A 19,407-nucleotide genomic window follows, 5' to 3' on the forward strand; every position below is an offset into this window, starting at 1 on the left:
CAATGTTCCTTATTGAGGCGAGGCCACATCAGGCGTGGGGGTTTGCAGGAGCCGGTGCAGAAAAGGCAGGCACATCAGCCCGCCAAACGCCGCCCAGAGCGCAAAATGTTCGAGACGGCTGCCGCCTCCGATGGCAGCAATCAGCGAACCGCCGAGCCCCATGACGGCAATCGAGAGCATGCCGGTCAGCGCCGAGACCAGACCTTTGCTGTCATCACTGGCAAACAGCGCGAGGCGATACACCGCTGCATTGCTCATGCCCAACCCTACGGCGTACAACGCGAGGCTAGCCACCACGGGTCCAAGTCCGGCCCCGAACAATGCGCACACGGTCAGCAGCAGCAGGCCCAGACAGAACGGCCACAGAGCTAGCAGGATCAACTGCTGCAACGAGCGGGTCTTGAGTAAGCGGTCGAGCAGCAGATTGCCGGCGATCACTGCCGAGAACACCGGAATCTGCCACAGGCCATATTCCAGCGGCGACAGTTCCAGCACCCACACCAGCAGCAACGGTGCCAGACCGATCCAGGCGATCAGCGGCAGACTCATCAGGCCTAGCGCCAGACTGGCGCAGAGGAAGCGTGGATTGCTGAACAGCGTTGCGTAGCGGCGAGAAGTCAGGCGCCAGGAGAAGGGCACAGCGGGAGTGCGTCGACCATCGCGGCGCTCAACGCCAACGGTTTCCGGCATCCACAACAATAGGCCGAACCAGACCAGCGCCGCTGCGAGACCAAGCAGTAGAAAAATTCCCCGCCAGCTCAGCCATTCCAGCAAGAGGATTCCCAGTAGCGGGCCGAGCAGCGGCGACAACAACGCAACGTTGCCGAGCAACGCCATCAGCCTGACGGCGTCGGCTTCGCAGAAGACCTCCTGCAATGCCGGATAGCTGACCGCGACAACGAACCCCAGCCCCATGCCTTGCAACAGACGCAACAGGTTGAAAGCTTCGATATTGCCAATGAAAAAGGCTGCAGCACACGACACGCCGAAGAGCGCACTGCCGATCAATAACAGTGGCCTGCGCCCGAATTGATCGGACAAGGGGCCCAGTAGCCATTGCAGGCAGACGCCACCTAACAGATAGAGATTGAAGGCATTGGGAACATGCCGCGCGTCCGCCTCGAGCTCGGTCGTGACGTCAAGCATCGCCGGCATGATCACGTCGCTGGCCATGTAGGTGAGGAGTTCGAAAGCGGTCAACGCCAGGCAGAAACCTGCTACCTGTCTGGGGCCGATGTTTATCAGTGTTCTCTGCATGAACATCCCTGTTTATCAGTTGTAGGAAGTTCGCAGAGCCTAGGCGCAGACGCACGGCGGACCTAGGCGTTTGCTGCGTCAGCAGATTTCAAAAACTTACGGAATGTTTAAACGTTTGGCGCGGCGGCAAACATGGTTACCTGGCTGCCACCCACGCAGAAACAACAATGCCCGCGACGGTGCGGGCATTGTTTGCAGCCAATCGACTGAGCGGTCCGAGCCTCAGGGTCGGCCGGTCATGCAGCGAAAAACCTTCAGTGGCGGTAACATGAGGCCCCGCTTACCCCGGCAAGCGCATACATTCCAACGTTTCAGGAAACCGCAATGACCCAGAAGCAACGCTTGATTTACTCGATTCTGATCGCTCTGTCCGTCCTGGCGATCATGCTGGGCCTGTCCTGGCTGCAGAACACCGGCATGATCACCGAGAAGACTTTCCAGTACGTGGCGATCGGCGTGGCGGTCGTGGTGGTGGTAATCAACGGCGTGATGCGCCGCAAGGTCAAGCCCTGACGGCGAGCCCCCGGGGCCTCAATCGTGGTTGAGGACCGCCGCAGCCTGCGGGTGCAGGCTGTAACTCTTGTCGGCGTTGAAGGTGATCACGCCTTCGGCGCACAAGCGTTTGAGCACTTCGCGCACGCTGAGAAACGACAACGGCACGTCCAGATCGAGCAACTGGCTATGCACGCCTCGCACGCCCAGACGACGATCGCTCTGTGCCGCCACCAACAGGGCGTCGATGACCTTCAAGCGAATCAGGCTGGTGCGCAGGCCGAAACTCTTCAGCAGAACCCGGATACGCTCATTGCCCGGGCGTTCGCCGCGCTGGGTGAAATTGCCGGTGTGCGAACTCATGGAAACGCTCTGTGGCGTCTGGCTACCGTCCGATGGTAGTTGCGAGTTGTACATGCGATTACTCCTTTTCAGAGCCAGATCGGGAAAGGTTTTGTTGCGCTCTCTAAACAAGACGTTTCAGCTCGACAAATCATGAAAGAAAAGATGTAGAAATTTCGTCGCAAATTCGTCTCGGCCTTGTGATGCCGGCCTTGCCTGATTGGATTGCCCGCTAAATTTTTTTCCTCAGCTTCGTTTCTTCGACAGGCTCATTGCGCGTGGACGCAGGGGCAATCGACCTATCGATCAGGAGCGAGCGTGATTATTTCCAGGCAACTCACCGGGCTGGCCATTGCCGGCACCTTATTCGGGCTGAGCCTGTCGGCCCACGCGCTGAGTCCGTCTGCGGACACCCGCGCGGACATTCGCCGCACCACGTTTGGCGTGCCGCACATTCGCGCCGAGAACGAACGCGGTCTGGGTTTCGGCATCGGCTACGCCTACGCCCAGGACAATCTGTGCCTGCTGGCTAACGAGATAGTCACCGTCAATGGTCAGCGCTCGCGGTATTTCGGTCCCGAGCAGTTCACGGTCGAGCAACGGGAAAACCGTGTCAGTGATGTGTTCTTCACTTGGCTCAACACACCCGAGGCGGTCAACGCATTCTGGCAGGCGCAACCGGTTCAGGTGCGTGATCTTGTCGAGGGTTACGCCGCCGGTTACAACCGTTATCTGGCTGAACGCCGTCCGCAAGGGTTGCCGCAGCAATGCCAGGGTGAATGGGTGCGTGATATCCACGCCGAGGATCTGGTCAAGCTGACGCGGCGCCTACTGGTTGAAGGCGGTGTGGGCCAATTCGCTGAAGCCCTGGCTGGCGCGACGCCGCCGCAAGCTACTGCTCAGGTCCAGCATGGCACCGAGGCGTTCCAGTTGGCCGACGCACGTCAGCAGCGTTTCGCCCTGGATCGTGGCAGTAATGCCGTGGCGGTCGGCAGCGAGCGCTCGTTCAACGGCCGCGGCATGTTACTGGCCAACCCGCATTTCCCCTGGGTCGGCGGCATGCGCTTCTATCAGATGCACCTGACCCTTCCCGGCAAGCTCGATGTCATGGGTGCCGCTTTGCCGGGATTGCCGATGATCAACATCGGTTTCAACCAGCATCTGGCCTGGACCCACACCGTCGATTCGTCGAAGCACTTCACGTTGTATCGCCTGCAACTCGATCCGAAGGATTCGACCCGGTATTTGCTGGACGGCAAGTCGCTGCCATTGAGCAAACAGACGGTTACCGTGCAGGTCAAGCAGGCTGACGGCCAGGTCGTGCCGGTGGCCCGCGATGTTTACAGTTCGCAATTCGGGCCGATTGTGCAATGGCCGGGCAAGCTCGATTGGGACAAGCAATACGCCTACAGCTTGCGCGATGCCAACCTGGAAAATGATCGCGTGCTCAAACAGTGGTATGCGATGAACCAGGCCGGCAATCTCAAGGATCTGCAAGACGCGGTGCAGCAGATACAGGGCATTCCGTGGGTCAATACCCTTGCAGTGGATGACAAGGGGCAGACGCTGTACATGAACCTGTCGGTGGTGCCGAACGTCAGCGTGGAAAAACTGGCCAAGTGCAGCGACCCGCGCCTCGGTCTGCGCATGATCGTGCTGGACGGCTCCAACAGCGGCTGTGCCTGGGATATCGATCCGCAAGCGGCGCAGAAGGGCATATTCGCTTCCAGCCAGCTACCGCAATTGCTGCGCAAGGATTTCGTCCAGCACTCCAACGATTCGGCATGGCTGGCCAACCCGGCGCAGCCGCTCGCTGGTTATTCGCCGCTGATCAGCCAGGACGGCCAACCGCTCGGCCTGCGCTCGCGATTCGCCCTTGATCGTTTGGCTGACCTGAGAAAAAAGGCCCACTGGCGGTCAAGGATCTACAGCACATGGTGATGGACGATCAGGTTTATCTGGCCGCGCAGGTCATGCCGGATCTGCTGAGGTTCTGCGGATCCGATCTGGGCAGCGATGCGGCCACGCTGAAGCCGGCCTGCGCCAGCCTCAAAGCCTGGGACAGCCGCGCCAATCTGGATGCCGGGCTTGGTCTGGTGCATTTTCAAAACATCATGCAAACGCTGCTTGAATCACCGGATATCTGGCGGGTGGCATTCAATCCCGCTGATGCGCAGAACACGCCGCGTGGTCTGGCGGTCGAGCAACCGGCGGTTGCCAAAGCGCTGCGCGAGGCGATGCTGGCGTCGGTCGAGCAGGTCGGAAAAATGGGCCTGAAGCCAGACATGCGTTGGGGTGATATCCAGGTGGTCAGCAGCGGCGGCCAACAAACGCCGATTCATGGCGGGCCGGGTACGCTGGGCATCTACAACGCGATGCAAAGCGTGCCCCGTGAGGACGGCAAACTTGAGGTGGTCAGCGGCACCAGCTATCTGCAAGTGGTGAGCTTCGACGAAAAAGGCCCACATGCCCAAGGGCTGCTGGCGTTCTCGTTATCCAGTGACCCGGTGTCGAAATATTCGCGTGATCAGACCGAGGCGTTTTCGAAGAAACAGTGGAGTCTGCTGCCGTTCACCGAACAACAGATCCAGGCGGATCCGCAATATCAGGTTCAGACGATCAAGCAGGATCAGGCAGGGAAAGTGGCAGCGCAGTAGAACAGTCATCGCCTGAAACAAACGAAGGCCGCCTCCCGCAAGGGACGCGGCCTTCAGCTTTTGGAGGGGCGTTGCGGCATCGAATTGATCACCGGGTTGCCTTCCTTGTTGCGGGTCAGGTAGACCGGCAGCACTTTCGGCAGGCTGTTGGCGAGGTTGCTCATCTCTTTGATGTTGTACACGCCGCCCACGCGAATCGCGCCGGTACCGGTGTCGGCCAGCATCAACGGTTTGTCGAGGTATCGGTTGATCAGCGGCAGGGCGTCGTGCAGGGCAAGGTTGTCGAGTACCAGTCGGCCGCTGCGCCAGGTCAGCGAGGTGTCGCCAGGGTAGGTCTGGCTGATTTGCGGGGCGTAATCGCCATGCCGGTAGCGTGCCTGCATCGAAGGCGTCAGGCGCAAACCGTCACCCGGCAGATCACGATTGCTGCTGACCAGCACCGAACCTTCGACCAGATTCACGCGAACCTGATCTTCATACATCCACACATTGAACCGGGTGCCGGTGACGCGAATCTTGCCTTCGCCGGCGCGCACCACGAACGGATGCACGGTGTCGTGACTGACATGGAAAAACGCCTCGCCCTTGTTCAGGGTCACGCGACGTTCATGTTTGTAATTGCTGAAGGTCAGGTCGGTGTTCAGGTTGAGTTCCAGCTGGCTGCCGTCACTCAGGGTGACATGACGCACACTGTCGGTCGCGGCGTAATGCTGATAACTGTCGGGCAACCAGCCCAGACTCCAGCCACTGTAGCCCGCCAGTGGCAAGGCTAGCGCACAGGTGCCAGCGATGACCGCGAACTTGCGCCACGGACGCGACGGTTTGCGTTGCGCGACCAGCTCCCCCGGTTCGGTTCGAGGCAGGTCCCCGGCGACTTCCCAGATTTCCTGCATCGCTTCGTATTCGAAGGCGTGCAGGGGATGGGCATCGTGCCATTCCTGGAATGCGCGACGCTCCTCGTCCGTGCAGTCAGCGGCGTGCAGACGCATGCACCAGTGCGCGGCGGCATCGGTGATCGCATCGTATTCGGCTTCCGAGAGAGTGTCTTGGGTCATTGACTCGTCCTGATTTCGCTCATTCTAACCTCGCCGGCAGGCTGCCGAGAACATCCGTCATGGCATTTACCCATCAACGTGGAACTTATTTTTCCCTGTGGCGCCCAAAAAACAGGAAGCAACTGCCTACTATCCATAAATGGAGTGAAAAAATGATCAAACAGACATTCGCAGCCCTGATTGCCACCGCCGGTTTGCTCAGCGCCGGTGCCGCTCTCGCGGACAAGCCAGGCGCAGGCTGGATCACCATCGAAAAAGCCATCGAAGTCGCCAAGACCAAGGCCGGTTATGTCGAGCTCTATGAGATCGGTGCCGACAATGACGGTTACTGGGAAGGCGAAGGGCGCAAGGCCGATGGCAGCGTTTACGAATTCCGCATCGATGGGGCGTCGGGCAACGTGCTGCGTGATCAGAAGGATTAACGCACCGTTACAACCTTTGCTGTATGTACGAAATGCGCTGGCGTCGAGCCAGCGCATTTTTTGTAACAGCGTTTATGAAGATGACGGCGGGGATGATGTCCCGCTTGTTTCAGGTGCCGGTAAGGGAATAGGCGCCGGGAGCGGATCAAGGACTTGCCCCAGTTCGCTGATCAGCAGCGCGATCGAGTCGGCATTGGCCAGAATCACCTCGATGCGCGGCTCAACCCCAAGCGGATTGCGAAAAACTTTGCGGGCATCGGCAAGCGTTGTGGTTTTCGTCAGTTTGAGAAGCTTCTTGTACTCGTTGATCTGCAGTGGCAATTGGTCCAGATCCATCCGTTTCCCGTTCGGGCCAATTCCGGTGAACAAACGCGACGGCGGCGTAGATCTCGACAGGGACTTGCGCAGACGTTCAAGGTCGGCTTTGATCAGCTGCCCGTCCGAGGAAGTCGTGTCAATGAGATTCGTGTAAGGCGCCCTCGCTTCGACGGAAGCCAAGTCTTCACTGTCGCAAATCAGATGCGACAGCTCGTGGATCAACGTGACCGCACGAGCGTGGGAATCAACGTTGAACCTGGCAGGCAACACAGGCGTATAGGCATCCATGTCCGGATTAAAGAAATGTTCGGTCAGGTGGACAATCCGTCGCTTGTCCTCTTTGAACACAAAGGCCACGGTGTCGTCGTCATAGTAGGCATTGAGCCCGGCGAAAAACCGTTCGGTATAGAGCAGATCGTCTTTCGGATCGGTCAGCTCGCGACAAATCGGCAGAATCACCTTTTCGATCTTGCGCAGCAGGAAGGAAGTCACTTGTGGCACTTCGAAGAACTGCCTGAGCACTGTTTCTACCCGGGTGCCACCCAGGTTGTCGCGATGCACGACGAAGTTATGCAGGCAGTTCAGGGCATAGGTTCGCGCCCGGCCGACTGCCTGCTGTATGACGAAGGCCCTGGCCGGATATCGCCGATGGATCTGTGTCATGCCCTGGGCCTGAACGTACATCAGGATTGAGCGGCTGCGCTCGACTTCTTCTTGCTGCATCTTGCCGCGTTTTGATCGGCAGCGCTGGATGGAATGGCCTGGGCGTGCAACAACCAGCCTGGAATTTTTCTGTTCAAGCGCCGGCCCTTCGCCGCCATCCGGTTTGCGCACAAACCAGGCGTTATCCGATTGCGCTACCGGATAGACCTTGCCGGCAATCGCAGCGTATCTATGCAATTTCGACGCGTCGGCGTACACCAGTTTATTGCTCTCCAGCTTGAGGTCTTCCAGCGCGGTGGCAGTTTCGAAGCGTTGCAGATTGGCGCGAGAGGACGTCGCTGGCGGGACTCTGGACCAGCGCGAGACAGCCTTCACCGGCGTCTCTGTTCGGGTCTTAGTCGGCGTCGACGAGGTTGACACTGGCTCAGCGGCGAATTCGGACGTTGCGCCTTCGCGCTCCGGATCCCAAGCCACGCGCCCCAGACTCAACAGGGAGATGGCACCGGCAATAAAACTCTTGAGAGCGTTGGCCCAGTGATGATCCTGAAGGTCATCGGCCGACTCCTTGAAGTCCTGGTAGCTTTTCCAGAGGAAAAACAGCGACGCCAGTTTTCCTGGCAGCAAATGCGGAACCAGGCGGACCCCGTGGCTGAACAGAAACTTGGCTGCTTCCCAATCGGACTGGGCGTTGATCTGCGGCTGGCTACTCAGCAGTCGCGGCAAGAGGCTGAGGGTATCTTTGTGGAATCGCTCCAGTGCATTGCCTTTGATGGCGGTGTCCTGGAGGGTGATTTCGCTGGTTTGGCCGATTGTGGTGTTCAATAAATTCTTGAAGACACTTTGCTGGGGGACCGGCAGGCGCCGGATCACCAGATCCTGAAAATGCCCGGGAGTGTTCAGCGCATCGATCAACTGGCTCTGATTCTCGAACTCGCGAAATACGAACCTGGAGTAGGGCGCATAGAGCACCCGTGGGCCGCTTGTTCCTGCGCCAGGCCCGAAGACATACATGCCCAGCGCCTCGACGGGATCGGCGTGCGCGGTTTTGATCAACGCCAGGGGGCTGACAATCGCATCGGCACCCTCGACCATCGTACGCGCCATCCCGTCCGGCATATCGAGCACCTGGCACACATAGTCGTAGCCGGTATCTGACAGTTGTTGTTGTAACTTCAACGCGTGTGCGTGCTGGATCAACTGCCAGGGCAACTGACGGAAGAACCGTTGTTTGCGCGCGCGCGCAGCGTCATCGTCCGCTGTCAGTGCTTCGGTCACTTTGCTCGTGTAGGTCGTGGCCACCTCCAGCGACTGCAACAGTTGGCGCACGGCGGCCGGGTCAAGTTTTTCCGGTAATACCGTGGCGGTTTTCGAGGCCACTTTGAAACCGGTGCCTTGCACAACGTTGTAATGATGCAGGGCAAACTCCAACAGATCGCATGCAGGTCCGGCGAGGGTCAGGTTGGGCGTGATCAAGATGTCCTGAGGCGTTAGCCCATTGTCGGGAAATCTGGCGTCGAGCAATGTTTTGAGGGTCTGCTCGACATAGGTGGCCAAGGCCGGAACGTCGTCGAGAAAATCCTTGCCGTCAAGAAACGCGCGACGCACTTCATCCAGCAGCGCAAGGTGTGTGCGTTGCTCTGTTATGGGCGCCATGCGCAACCAGTCGGGGTAGTCCAGGTGAGTGGAAACTGTTTGCGCAAGGTCAATGGCCCGACGCAGATTGGTATTGATACCCTTGGTTTTCATGCAGTCCAGGAAGTTTGCAAGCGTTTGTCTGTCCTTGATACACGTGCGCAACAGCTCACACTCCGCCAGGTAATGTTCAATGGCCGATTGCATGCGCTCGCTTGCGACGCTGCCTTCGATCAATTGAAAAGTGCTGAGCGTGTATTGCTGATCCAGTCGACGTTGCGCTGGCGGCAGATTTTCCAACAGTGTGTGGCTCTGGTTGTTGTCGTCCAGTCGGCGTTGCAATTGCGTGCGCGCAGTGTCGATGTCTTTGAACGACTCCAGGCCTGCGGTCGGTGTCCAGAGCACGCAGTGCCCGGAATGCGCGTTATCCATTCCTCCGCGTTCGGTCATCAGCAGACAATACGCAAGCGGTAGCGCACCGCTTTGGCCAGAGCAGGTCAGCGAGAGTGACCAGGCGTCCGGACGGAAACCGTTGATTGACTGACGATCGTTACGTGTCGTGCGCCTCGCATCGAAGACGGTTTCGACAATCTTGCGGTCAATACCTGGCGAAGAATCCTTGAGGCCACGCATCTGCGCTTCACTGCGCAGGCCATCCTCGAATGCTCGCGCCAGCTTCCAGCGAATGCTTTGCACAAAGGCTCGCTGATCGTCGCCGGTCAGGGTTGGCTGATCTACAAAGCTGCTGGCGAGACTGTCCAAAGTGGCGTTCAGGCTTCGTGTCAGTTGCCTGGCCTTGTCTGCCTGGACACGCGAGGCCGGTGGAGTACTGGAAAACAGCGGTCGGGTGCTCCAGCGCGCGTGGACGTCAATGTTGAGCAGACGTTGGTGAATCATCGATCGGATATCCAGCGCCTTGTCCAACAGCGCATGAATGTCGGTGGCACGCTCGCTCTGGCGAAAACACTGCAAGGCAAATTCGACGTTCTGCCGTTGTTTGGTAATGATCGCCTCGAACAGCGTGGTCATGATCTCGCCGGCGATGTTTTCACCGGATACCCGAGCGTGGGTGAAACCCAGATAGCGATTGCGTTCCTCCAGGCTCATCAGCCCGTACAGTTCGTCCTCATGGCCAACCGCCGCGAGCTTGGCAGTCAGCGTTCGCTGGAGATCGACGTAGTTTGTGAGCACCTGCATGCCTTGGCTGGGCGTGTAGAGGTAAGCCTTGTCGTGGTTGATCATCAGCGAGCCGGCCAACTCGACGGAAGCCGTCTCTTCGCTTAAACACACTGTTTCAAAGGTCGGACGCTGCACCGCCACGGCGGGCTCGCGGATCAAGGTATGCAGGGCATCGAACTCGCCAGCGGAGAGGATTTCCGTTTCACGTTTGATCATCAGGTCCGCACGGGCCTGATCCTGCAGCGTCCGACTGAAGAACGCGCGTCGTGAGGATCCCTCGAATGAGGCGGCATTCCAATACGTTTCCAGTTGCCGAAAAAGCAGAATGGTCAGCTTGCCCGATGCTGACTTGATCGCAGTTGACCAGGCTGACTGGTCATCTGCGGCGGCTGACCTGGCGGGGTGAGAAAACTCGACGGTCTGGCCACGGGGCCAGCCCTGCCGGCGAAAGTGCAGCAGCAGCGCTTCACTCAGCGACAGCGACTGGGTTGGCTGCCTGACTTCACCGGCGGTCTGCGCAGTAGTCGGGTAAAAACTGACCCGAGTTGCCGATTGTTGCAGGTCGCCAAAGTGCGTCTCGAGTTGTGCATCGAGAATGGTTTGCAACAGGCTGGAGAGCGAAGGCAGGCGTTTGAGCTCGTCCAGCATATCGTTCGCGCAAGCACCCAATTGCGCTTTGATGGCGGTTGACTGGTCGTCGAACACATCCCCTGTGATCGTTTCGCGGGTCATGGTTATGCCGCGTTTTTCCACCAGCTCCTTGCGCATCGATACCGTGAGAAAGGCCAGCAGATCGTCCTCTTCATCGGCGTTGTCCAGGCGCGTTTGCAACGCCTGCGTCAGCGCCTGATCGTCACTGAATTTTTTCAAGCCATCGTAGGGGGTATAGAGAAATACCCCGCCGTCATCCGGTCCGGTGCCAAGGACGAAACTGCCAGCCAGCGGCACAGGTGATTGCTTCTCGGCGTTGAGCAAAATGCGCTCGGCGAGCATTGGCGGGGTTTGTTCACTGCGCAGGGCGTGGGTCGCCAGCCGCACATGCGCCAGCCAGCTGAAGTCTTTGCTGTTCAGACCATGCGCTTTGGCCAGACCGGGATGCAGGCCGGGGGATCTCAAAATGTCGGGAAACAACAGTGGGGTGGGCGAACTGGACATCATAAGGACTCTGAACGGGGCGCCATCGGGCAGGGACTCAACCATAAATCCGCGGCCGGCCACGCTTGCGGTATTCAGTTACCGCACCCGCCAACGCTGAATGTGCATCCGGACGGCGACCGCAGGGTCGATCAACCCAAGGGTTGACAGCCGACAGCCCGGGCGCAGTTAATCGGTGGGCAAAACGACCGTACGCTGTTGTTCCCTCCAATAATCATTCTGGAGCTTCAGATGTCTGCGCCACACGATCAGGGCTCGTCCTCGTTATCCCTCGAAGCACTCACGCAATTGCTTGAAACGATATTTCTGCGGCACGGCACTTCCAGCGAAGTGGCGCGCGTGCTCGCGGCCAACTGCGCCGGCGCCGAGCGTGATGGCGCTCATAGCCATGGCGTGTTCCGTATGCCCGGTTATGTCTCGACGCTGCAAAGCGGCTGGGTCAACGGTCATGCGGTACCCCAGGTGGAAGACGTTGCGCCTGGGTTTGTCCGCGTCGATGCCGGCAATGGTTTTGCTCAGCCGGCATTGGCCGCGGCCCGACCGCTGCTGATGGAAAAGGCCCGTCATGCCGGGATCGCGGTGTTGGCGATTCGTAACTCGCATCACTTCGCTGCGCTATGGCCGGATGTCGAACCGTTTGCCGATGAAGGCCTGGTGGCGTTGAGCGTGGTCAACAGCATGACTTGCGTCGTACCTCATGGGGCTGATCGGCCGCTGTTCGGCACAAACCCGATCGCCTTCGCCGCGCCAAGGGCCAATGCCGCGCCGATTGTTTTCGACCTCGCCACCAGCGCCATCGCCCATGGCGATGTGCAGATCGCCGCGCGCAAAGGTGAGAAACTTCCGGCCGGGATGGGCGTCGACAGCCTCGGCCAACCGACCCAGGATCCCAAGGCGATTCTCGAGGGCGGGGCGTTGCTGCCGTTTGGCGGGCACAAGGGGTCGGCACTGTCGATGATGGTCGAGCTGCTGGCGGCGGCGTTGACCGGCGGCAATTTTTCCTTCGAGTTCGATTGGTCCAACCATCCCGGCGCGAAAACACCGTGGACCGGTCAGCTATTGATTGTGATCGACCCGGACAAGGCGGCCGGACAAAGTTTTGCCCAGCGCAGCGAGGAACTGGTGCGGCAGATGCACGGCGTCGGGCTCAAGCGCCTGCCGGGGGATCGACGGCATCTGCAGCGCAGTCGCTCGATGGCACAGGGGATCGCCCTGGATGAGCAAACGTTACGGCAGTTGCGAGAAATGGCGGAGGAGTCGATTGCGCAGGCATAAAAAAGCGAACCGCAAGGTTCGCCTTTTTTTGTGACGCTGAACTCAGCGGCGGCCGAGCAGCAGGCCCACCACCAGGCCGAAACCGGCGGAGATCGCTACGGTCTGCCATGGATGGCCACCAATGTAGTTCTCTGTGGCTTCGACGGCAGGTTTGGTGCGGTCGCGCACGCTGGACACCGAGTCCAGCGCCAGCTGCAGTTTCTGGGCGATTTGTGCACGCAGCGTTTCTGCTTCTTCGCCTACCAGTGAAGCGCTGCTCTTGAGCAGTTTGTCCGATTCTTCGATCAGAGCCTGAAGCTCGCTGAAAGCTTGATCCTTGATTTGCTCTTCGGCAGCTTGCGAGGCGGTTTTACGGGCCATTGGATGACTCCTTGCAGGTGAATGGACAGTGACCAATGGAGTGTAGCGGCAGGCGAAAAGTTGCATGTCATTCGCGGACGAGGGAAAACCTGCACCGGAGATTTGTGCCAAGCGTGTAAGATGTCGCCATTTTACGCAGCAGGACAAATCCCCATGAGTTTCAATCTGGCCGACAAATCCCTCGCAGAGCGCGCCGCGCTGGAAGATGAGAAATCCCGTCTGTTCGAACTCTGGCAGAACAATCTGGGCAAAGCCAAAGGCGAAGCCGCACGTCTGTTTGGCGAGCGCTCCAAGCGCAAGGGCAAATGGGCCGAGTGGGTTCGCGCCGAGCTGGACGGCATGTCGCCGCCGGAGTTCGCCAACATGGTGCGCAGCGAAGTCAATCGCCTGATGGCGGCGAACAAGTGAACCACTTCACGTCTGGCTGAACGTGGCGGCAATCGCCTCGCGAACCTTGACCAGCACCGGATCGATCTGCGTGCTGGTGCGCCAGCCGAGCTCCACCGGATAACGCGGTAAAGCCAAAGGGCAGGGCAGCAGCGCCAGTCCGCTCAGGGCCGCGATACTTGCGGCGGCATGGGCCGGGATCGTCGCCACCGCCTGACTGCCCTTGAGCAGAAACGGCAGCGCGGCAAAATGCGTGGTCGACGCGCAGACTCGGCGGCTCAATCCCACTGCCGCCAATCCCTCGTCGGTAATGCCGATAAAGCCGCCGGACGACACCAGAATGTGCTCGCGCGCAACAAACTCCTGCAACTCGATCTGCTGCTGGCCGGGCGCGAGACTGTCGCGATCGACCAGACACGCGTAGCCACCTTCACCCAGCACCTGACGACTGAGCAGGCGCTCGGCAAACCCGCCGGCGGTGATCGCCAGGTCGATGCTGCGTTCCATCAGTGCGCGGGCGACGATCTGGCTGTGGGTCTGGCGAAAAATCAGCCGCAGCTTTGGCGCGCGACGGGCGATTTCTTCGATCAGGCGGCGGCCGTAGGCAATTTCAAAATCATCTGACAGACCAATCGCTACCGTGCGCCCGTCGTATTGATTGGCCGCGGGATCAAGCATGGCCAGACTTTGCCGGCATTTGTTCAGGGCATCGCTGATCACCGGTTTCAGCTGATTGGCTTGCAGCGTCGGCGCCAGACCGCGCCCGGTGCGCACGAACAACTGATCGCCATACACCTCACGCAAGCGACGCAATGCCGCGCTGACTGCCGATTGCGTTACGCCCAGGCGCAGGGCGGCGCGGCTGGCGCTGGATTCATCGTGCAGTGCTTCGAAGACTTTCAGCAAGTTGAGGTCGATGTCGGCGATATTCATTTGACTCATATCATTCAGCAGTGGGTAGGGCTTTATTCATGATCGCGTGACGCTGGAGAATCAGCAACACCTGAACCTGATGGAGTAAACACGATGGCCAAATCCATAGTCGCGGCGTTGCAGATCGGTGCCTTGCCCGGCGGCAAAGGCGAAACCCTTGAGCAGATCCTTGCTTGGGAAGACGCAATCCGCCAATCCGGCGCGGCGCTGGTGGTGATGCCGGAAGCCCTGCTCGGTGGCTATCCGAAGGGCGAGGGCTTTGGCACCCAGTTGGGTTATCGACTGCCCGAGGGGCGTGAGGCCTTCGCGCGGTATTTTGCCAACGCCATTGATGTGCCTGGCGCGGAAACCGACGCACTGGCCGGATTGTCAGCGCGCACCGGGGCCAATCTGGTGATCGGCGTGATCGAGCGCGCCGGCAGCACGTTGTATTGCACGGTGCTGTATTTCGACCCTCAGGCAGGACTGGTCGGCAAACACCGCAAGCTCATGCCTACGGGAACCGAGCGACTGATCTGGGGCAAGGGTGACGGCTCGACGCTACCGGCGTTCGACACCCAGGTCGGCAAGCTCGGCGCCGTGGTGTGCTGGGAAAACATGATGCCGCTGCTGCGCACGGCGATGTATGCCAAAGGTGTCGAAGTCTGGTGCGCACCCACCGTGGACGAGCGCGAGATGTGGCAGGTCAGCATGCGCCACATCGCCCACGAAGGCCGTTGTTTCGTGGTCAGCGCCTGCCAGGTGCAGGCCTCGCCGAATGAATTGGGGGTGGAAATTGCCAACTGGCCGGGTGATCGACCGTTGATTGCTGGCGGCAGTGTGATTGTCGGGCCGATGGGCGATGTACTGGCGGGACCGCTGCGTGGCGAGGCGGGATTGCTGACGGCGCAGATCGACACGGATGAACTGGTCCGCGCGCGGTATGACTACGATGTGGTCGGCCACTATGCGCGGCCGGATGTATTCGAGTTGACCGTCGATGAGCGCGCGAAGCCGGGGGTGCGGTTCAACTCCTGACCTTGAAACTTGTAGAGAACCTGTGAGAGCGAGCCTGCTCGCGAAGACGTAGGCACCATGAATATCGCAGTTGCCTGAACCACCGCCTTCGCGAGCAGGCTCGCTCCCACAGGGGTTGTGTGTTGTTCTGCCGATTTGGACCGCGGACTACCAGGTCGCCGCGCTCGCCTTGGGCAGGCTCAACTTGCCGCTGTCGGTAAAGCGCATTGTGCCAAACACCCCACCGGCCAGTTTGCCGCGCAGCACGTAGGGCAGGTTATCGAGGCTTTGCGTCTGGCTCAGGCCCAATGTCTGGCGCAGGAACGAGAACGCCGAGACGCTGACCGGCACTGTGACAATGGCTTCAGAGAAGCGTGGGATCGAACCGCTCTGATCGCTCACGCCGGAAGCCAGCGAATGACCATTGACCTCCAGATCCAGGGCGATGCCGTTGTAATCGATCGCCGTTTCATTGGGGTTCTGTACGCGCAGCTTGATCGCGAAGCGTACTTCCAGCTCCTGACTGGGCAACGGTTCGAGGCCGACCACGTTGATGTTGACCGGGTCGCGGTTGGGAAACAGCGCGCAGGCACTGAGGGACGACAGCAAGAGCGACAGGATGACGGCGTGGACGCGGCGCATAAGAATCTCTCGACAAAAAAGGGCTGAACCGTTGCCGGTGCAGCCCTTTTCTCCGAGGCGCGACGTCAGCGGTTCAACTGTGCGACAGCCGCCGCTTGGTCAGGTTCAGCTTTGGCGGTGACGTCGGGGTTTTCCATGACCTGCAGAATCGACGCCTCCGGGTCGAAATCATCTTCTTCCAGCTCGATGAATTCTTCCGGCAGGAAGATGTTCAGCACGATAGCGCACAACGCACCGACAGTAATTGGCGATTCGAAGATGTTGCGCAGCGCTTGCGGCAGTTCGCGCAAGACTTCCGGCACCGCCGCGATGCCCAGGCCCATGCCCAGCGAGATCGCCACGATCAGCATGTTGCGTCGATGCAGGCCGGCCTCGGCGAGGATCTTGATCCCGGCCACGGCGACGGTGCCGAACATCACCAGTTCGGCGCCGCCCAGCACCGGTTTTGGCATCAATTGCAACACCGCGCCGATCATCGGGAACAAACCGAGCAGCACCAGCAGCCCGGCGATGAAAAACGCCACATAACGGCTGGCCACACCGGTCAGCTGGATCACGCCGTTGTTCTGCGCGAAAGTCACCATCGGCATGCTGTTGAACACCGCCGCCATGGCCGAGTTGAGACCGTCGGCGAGCAGGCCGGATTTGATCCGGCGGATGTACAGCGGGCCTTTGACCGGTTGCCGCGAGATCATCGAGTTGGCGGTCAGGTCACCGGCCGCTTCCAGTGGCGACACCAGAAAAATCACCGCCACCGGCACAAACGCCACCCAATCGAAGTTGAAACCGTACTTGAACGGCACCGGCACGCTGACCAGCGGCACTTCGGGCATCGAGGCGAAATCCACCGTGCCCATCAGCCATGCCACCACGTAACCCAGGGTCAGGCCGATGACGATCGCGCCCAGCCGCAGAAACGGCACGTCGACGCGGTTCAGCACAACGATAGTGCCGATCACCAGTGCCGCGAGAAAGACATGACTGGCCGCGCCCAGGTCGGGCGCACCGAAGCCGCCGGCGATGTCGGTCATGGCTACTTTGATCAGTGACAGGCCCATCAGCGTGATGATCGTGCCGGTCACTACGGGAGTGATCAGCATGCGCAGCTTGCCGATGAACTGGCTGAGCACCACTTCGATGAATGCTGCGAAGAAACACACACCGAAGATCGTCGAAAGGATTTCGTCAGTACCGCCGCCACGCGCCTTGACCATGAACCCGGCGCTGAGAATCACGCTGATGAAGGAAAAGCTGGTCCCTTGCAGACACAGCAGACCGGAACCCACCGGGCCAAAGCGCTTGGCCTGGACAAAAGTGCCGAGACCGGAGACGAACAGCGCCATGCTGATCAAGTAAGGGATTTCACTCTGCAGGCCCAGCGCGCCGCCCATGATCAGGGTCGGGGTGATGATGCCAACGAAACTCGCGAGCACATGTTGCAGCGCGGCGAACACGGTGGCGGTCAGGTGCGGACGGTCGTTGAGGCCGTAGATCAGGTCGTTGTTGCGCGAGGCTTTGTCAGAGGCGGTCATGGTCAGGTGCGCGCCGCGAGGCGGGGCCGGGTCAGAAAATGGGTGCGCAGAATGCCGCAAGCGGGCGGCGAGGGCAACGAGCAATAACTGCCTGAAAGGTCAGGTTTTACTGCCTTTGTGGGAGCGAGCCTGCTCTTCTGATCGTTCCCATGCTCCGCGTGGGAATGCAGCCCGGGACGCTCCGCGTCCCTTCCAGAGCTGGAACGCGGAGCGTCCCTTGAGGCATTCCCACGCAGAGCGCGGGAACGATCATGCGTGCGTCGATCAGCAATGGCCAATCGCCCGTGGCATACTCCCGCGCATGACTTTCGACTCCCCCTCAGTGCCTGGCAATACGCGGTCGACTACAAGGGCTTCATTCAGGATGAAGCCCAGGAACACGCGGTCTGGGCCTTGCAGAAATGCCATGAAGCCTTGCACGCCGGTGCCCGCTCGGTCAGCGGCGTGTATCTGTGGGGGCCGGTCGGTCGTGGCAAGACCTGGTTGATGGATCAGTTCTACCAGAGCCTGCGCGTGCCGGCGCGGCGTCAACACTTTCATCACTTCATGGGCTGGGTGCATCAGCGTTCGTTTCAACTCAGTGGCATCGCCGATCCGTTGCGCGCGCTGGCCAAGGAACTGGCTGGCGAAGTGCGTGTGCTGTGTTTTGACGAACTGTTCATCAATGACATTGGCGACGCGATCATTCTCGGCCGGCTGTTTCAGGTGATGTTCGAGGAAGGCGTGGTGATCGTTTGCACCTCCAATCTGCCGCCCGATGATCTATACGCCGATGGCTTCAACCGTGATCGCTTTACGCCGGCGATTGCGGCGATAAAGGCGCATATGCAGGTGGTCGCGGTGAATGGCGCCGAGGACCATCGCTTGCATCCGGGGGCGATCGCACAGCGCTATTTTGTCAGCACGACCGATTCGCCGAGTGCACTCGATGCCGTGTTCCAGTCGCTCGCTTCAGATGAGACTGTCAGCGAAGAGCCCGTCGCCGTGGGCCATCGAATGCTCAAAGTGGTACAGGCCAGTGAATCCGTACTGTGGTGCCGTTACAGCGATCTGTGCGAACAACCTTTCGCCGCCATGGACTTCATTGCCCTGTGTGATCGCTACCGGGCTATCCTGTTAAGCGAAGTGCCGAACCTCAGCGCCAAGAAGCGCGAGGGACGCATCGCGCGCGGTACCGAAGACGGCGCCGAGCGTGTCGTCGCCGGCGATCGGGAGCTGCCGCAGTTGTCAGTACACGACGATGGCGTGCGCCGCTTCATCGCGCTGGTCGACGAATGCTACGACCGCAAGGTGCCGCTGTACGTCGAGGCAAGCGTGCCGATGAACGCGCTCTACACCGAGGGCTATCTGGAATTCCCGTTCCGCCGCACCCTCAGCCGTTTGCAGGAGATGCAGTTGCAGCGTTTCGCCGAAGTTTGACAGAAGAGGGCGCCGACATGAGTCAACCGCTGTCCCATCATTTGCTGACCATGGCTTACCAGAATGCCTGGGCCAATCATCGCCTGGCCAAAACCTGGACCCGGCTCGATGCCGCTGAACTGGTCGCGCCGCGGGTGAGTTTCTTCCCGAGCATTCGCTTGACGCTCAACCACATCCTCACCTGCGACTGGTTCTACGTCGACGCATTGGAGCGCGAATTGCGCGGTGACGAGCCGCATCCCGATTGCTATGTGTTCTTCAATCAGGACGAGCCGTTTACCACCGCCGCCGCGCTGCGTGCAGAACAGGTTCGCGTCGATCGCCGGCTGATCGCCTATTGCGAGCAACTGCGCGATGCCGATCTGCCAAGAATCGTCACCATCGCCCGTGACACGCCGCAACATGACAGCCGCCTGCGCATGCTTTCTCACCTGTTCGAACACCAGATCCATCATCGCGGCCAGGTGCACGCAATGCTCAGCGGCACGACGGTTCAACCGCCACAACTGGATGAGTTTTTCTGTGCAGGGGAAAGCGCATTGCGCGCCGAAGACTTCGCCGAACTGGGCTGGACTGAAGAGCTTATCTGGGGCCACTGACCACGAAAGATCGTAGCCTCGTTGCACTCGTCAACTCCTACACATATCGGACCGTAGGAGCTGACGAGTGCAACGAGGCTGCGATCTTTTGA

The 19,407-nt window shown here is 59.8% G+C and carries 15 protein-coding genes and 1 pseudogene; 8 read left to right on the forward strand and 8 right to left on the reverse strand.

Annotated features, from left to right (window positions below):
* Positions 1–9: 9 nt before the first annotated feature.
* Positions 10–1,257, reverse strand: a complete 1,248-nt coding sequence (locus ACZZZ4_RS22320; RefSeq protein ID WP_463548797.1) for an MFS transporter — start codon at positions 1,255–1,257, stop codon at positions 10–12.
* Positions 1,258–1,581: 324 nt separating this feature from the next.
* On the opposite strand from ACZZZ4_RS22320, the gene ACZZZ4_RS22325 reads away from it, so the two are divergent.
* Positions 1,582–1,770, forward strand: coding sequence for a hypothetical protein (locus tag ACZZZ4_RS22325; protein ID WP_039760509.1), 189 nt, complete (start codon positions 1,582–1,584; stop codon positions 1,768–1,770).
* 18 nt (positions 1,771–1,788) lie between these two features.
* On the opposite strand, the gene ACZZZ4_RS22330 is transcribed toward ACZZZ4_RS22325, so the two are convergent.
* A complete protein-coding gene (locus tag ACZZZ4_RS22330) occupies positions 1,789–2,166 on the reverse strand; it encodes a fe2+ zn2+ uptake regulation protein (RefSeq protein ID WP_415762529.1) in 378 nt (125 codons plus the stop codon).
* A 243-nt stretch (positions 2,167–2,409) separates the two neighbouring features.
* On the opposite strand from ACZZZ4_RS22330, the pseudogene pvdQ reads away from it, so the two are divergent.
* Positions 2,410–4,748, forward strand: a pseudogene (gene pvdQ, locus ACZZZ4_RS22335) (bifunctional acylase PvdQ).
* A 53-nt stretch (positions 4,749–4,801) separates the two neighbouring features.
* Here the strand turns inward: pvdQ and ACZZZ4_RS22340 are convergent.
* Positions 4,802–5,803: a FecR family protein gene (locus ACZZZ4_RS22340; protein WP_415762527.1), complete on the reverse strand. Its 1,002-nt coding sequence runs from the start codon at positions 5,801–5,803 to the stop codon at positions 4,802–4,804.
* A 152-nt stretch (positions 5,804–5,955) separates the two neighbouring features.
* Between ACZZZ4_RS22340 and ACZZZ4_RS22345 the strand changes: the two genes are divergently transcribed.
* Positions 5,956–6,225, forward strand: a complete 270-nt coding sequence (locus tag ACZZZ4_RS22345) for a PepSY domain-containing protein (RefSeq protein WP_129998693.1) — start codon at positions 5,956–5,958, stop codon at positions 6,223–6,225.
* A gap of 72 nt (positions 6,226–6,297) precedes the next feature.
* Here the strand turns inward: ACZZZ4_RS22345 and ACZZZ4_RS22350 are convergent, their stop codons facing one another.
* Positions 6,298–11,235 carry a dermonecrotic toxin domain-containing protein gene (locus tag ACZZZ4_RS22350; RefSeq protein WP_463548798.1) on the reverse strand — a complete coding sequence of 1,646 codons (4,938 nt, stop codon included), beginning with the start codon at positions 11,233–11,235 and terminating at the stop codon, positions 6,298–6,300.
* A 168-nt stretch (positions 11,236–11,403) separates the two neighbouring features.
* Between ACZZZ4_RS22350 and ACZZZ4_RS22355 the strand changes: the two genes are divergently transcribed.
* Positions 11,404–12,447 (forward strand): Ldh family oxidoreductase, encoded by a 1,044-nt coding sequence (locus ACZZZ4_RS22355; RefSeq protein WP_463548799.1) that lies wholly within the window; start codon positions 11,404–11,406, stop codon positions 12,445–12,447.
* A gap of 42 nt (positions 12,448–12,489) precedes the next feature.
* Here the strand turns inward: ACZZZ4_RS22355 and ACZZZ4_RS22360 are convergent, their stop codons facing one another.
* Positions 12,490–12,807 carry an ElaB/YgaM/YqjD family protein gene (locus tag ACZZZ4_RS22360; RefSeq protein ID WP_016774661.1) on the reverse strand — a complete coding sequence of 106 codons (318 nt, stop codon included), beginning with the start codon at positions 12,805–12,807 and terminating at the stop codon, positions 12,490–12,492.
* Positions 12,808–12,960: 153 nt separating this feature from the next.
* On the opposite strand from ACZZZ4_RS22360, the gene ACZZZ4_RS22365 reads away from it, so the two are divergent.
* Positions 12,961–13,215, forward strand: coding sequence for a hypothetical protein (locus tag ACZZZ4_RS22365; protein WP_003224595.1), 255 nt, complete (start codon positions 12,961–12,963; stop codon positions 13,213–13,215).
* 6 nt (positions 13,216–13,221) lie between these two features.
* Here the strand turns inward: ACZZZ4_RS22365 and ACZZZ4_RS22370 are convergent, their stop codons facing one another.
* Entirely contained in the window at positions 13,222–14,136 is a 915-nt protein-coding gene (locus tag ACZZZ4_RS22370; protein WP_463548800.1) for a LysR family transcriptional regulator, read from the reverse strand.
* Between the two features lie 84 nt (positions 14,137–14,220).
* Between ACZZZ4_RS22370 and ACZZZ4_RS22375 the strand changes: the two genes are divergently transcribed.
* Positions 14,221–15,144 (forward strand): carbon-nitrogen hydrolase family protein, encoded by a 924-nt coding sequence (locus ACZZZ4_RS22375; RefSeq protein ID WP_463548801.1) that lies wholly within the window; start codon positions 14,221–14,223, stop codon positions 15,142–15,144.
* Between the two features lie 147 nt (positions 15,145–15,291).
* On the opposite strand, the gene ACZZZ4_RS22380 is transcribed toward ACZZZ4_RS22375, so the two are convergent.
* Both ACZZZ4_RS22380 and ACZZZ4_RS22385 read right to left on the reverse strand, forming a co-directional pair.
* Positions 15,292–15,765 (reverse strand): LEA/WHy family protein, encoded by a 474-nt coding sequence (locus tag ACZZZ4_RS22380; RefSeq protein WP_463548802.1) that lies wholly within the window; start codon positions 15,763–15,765, stop codon positions 15,292–15,294.
* Between the two features lie 65 nt (positions 15,766–15,830).
* On the reverse strand, positions 15,831–17,297 hold the full coding sequence (locus ACZZZ4_RS22385; protein ID WP_463548803.1) for a nucleobase:cation symporter-2 family protein: 1,467 nt from the start codon (positions 17,295–17,297) through the stop codon (positions 15,831–15,833).
* A 270-nt stretch (positions 17,298–17,567) separates the two neighbouring features.
* Between ACZZZ4_RS22385 and zapE the strand changes: the two genes are divergently transcribed.
* Positions 17,568–18,716 (forward strand): cell division protein ZapE, encoded by a 1,149-nt coding sequence (gene zapE, locus ACZZZ4_RS22390; protein ID WP_463549306.1) that lies wholly within the window; start codon positions 17,568–17,570, stop codon positions 18,714–18,716.
* 17 nt (positions 18,717–18,733) lie between these two features.
* A complete protein-coding gene (locus tag ACZZZ4_RS22395) occupies positions 18,734–19,315 on the forward strand; it encodes a DinB family protein (RefSeq protein ID WP_463548804.1) in 582 nt (193 codons plus the stop codon).
* Positions 19,316–19,407: the final 92 nt, after the last annotated feature.

The sequence above is a fragment of the Pseudomonas sp. AC252 genome (genome assembly GCF_979258105.1).

Bases quoted from the DNA above. Each gene is read 5' to 3' on its own strand.
- ACZZZ4_RS22320 (WP_463548797.1), bottom strand. From the start codon at position 1,257: ATGCAGAGAACACTGATAAACATCGGCCCCAGACAGGTAGCAGGTTTC.
- ACZZZ4_RS22325 (WP_039760509.1), top strand. From the start codon at position 1,582: ATGACCCAGAAGCAACGCTTGATTTACTCGATTCTGATCGCTCTGTCC.
- ACZZZ4_RS22330 (WP_415762529.1), bottom strand. From the start codon at position 2,166: ATGTACAACTCGCAACTACCATCGGACGGTAGCCAGACGCCACAGAGC.
- ACZZZ4_RS22340 (WP_415762527.1), bottom strand. From the start codon at position 5,803: ATGACCCAAGACACTCTCTCGGAAGCCGAATACGATGCGATCACCGAT.
- ACZZZ4_RS22345 (WP_129998693.1), top strand. From the start codon at position 5,956: ATGATCAAACAGACATTCGCAGCCCTGATTGCCACCGCCGGTTTGCTC.
- ACZZZ4_RS22355 (WP_463548799.1), top strand. From the start codon at position 11,404: ATGTCTGCGCCACACGATCAGGGCTCGTCCTCGTTATCCCTCGAAGCA.
- ACZZZ4_RS22360 (WP_016774661.1), bottom strand. From the start codon at position 12,807: ATGGCCCGTAAAACCGCCTCGCAAGCTGCCGAAGAGCAAATCAAGGAT.
- ACZZZ4_RS22365 (WP_003224595.1), top strand. From the start codon at position 12,961: ATGAGTTTCAATCTGGCCGACAAATCCCTCGCAGAGCGCGCCGCGCTG.
- ACZZZ4_RS22370 (WP_463548800.1), bottom strand. From the start codon at position 14,136: ATGAGTCAAATGAATATCGCCGACATCGACCTCAACTTGCTGAAAGTC.
- ACZZZ4_RS22375 (WP_463548801.1), top strand. From the start codon at position 14,221: ATGGCCAAATCCATAGTCGCGGCGTTGCAGATCGGTGCCTTGCCCGGC.
- ACZZZ4_RS22380 (WP_463548802.1), bottom strand. From the start codon at position 15,765: ATGCGCCGCGTCCACGCCGTCATCCTGTCGCTCTTGCTGTCGTCCCTC.
- ACZZZ4_RS22385 (WP_463548803.1), bottom strand. From the start codon at position 17,297: ATGACCGCCTCTGACAAAGCCTCGCGCAACAACGACCTGATCTACGGC.
- zapE (WP_463549306.1), top strand. From the start codon at position 17,568: ATGGCCAATCGCCCGTGGCATACTCCCGCGCATGACTTTCGACTCCCC.
- ACZZZ4_RS22395 (WP_463548804.1), top strand. From the start codon at position 18,734: ATGAGTCAACCGCTGTCCCATCATTTGCTGACCATGGCTTACCAGAAT.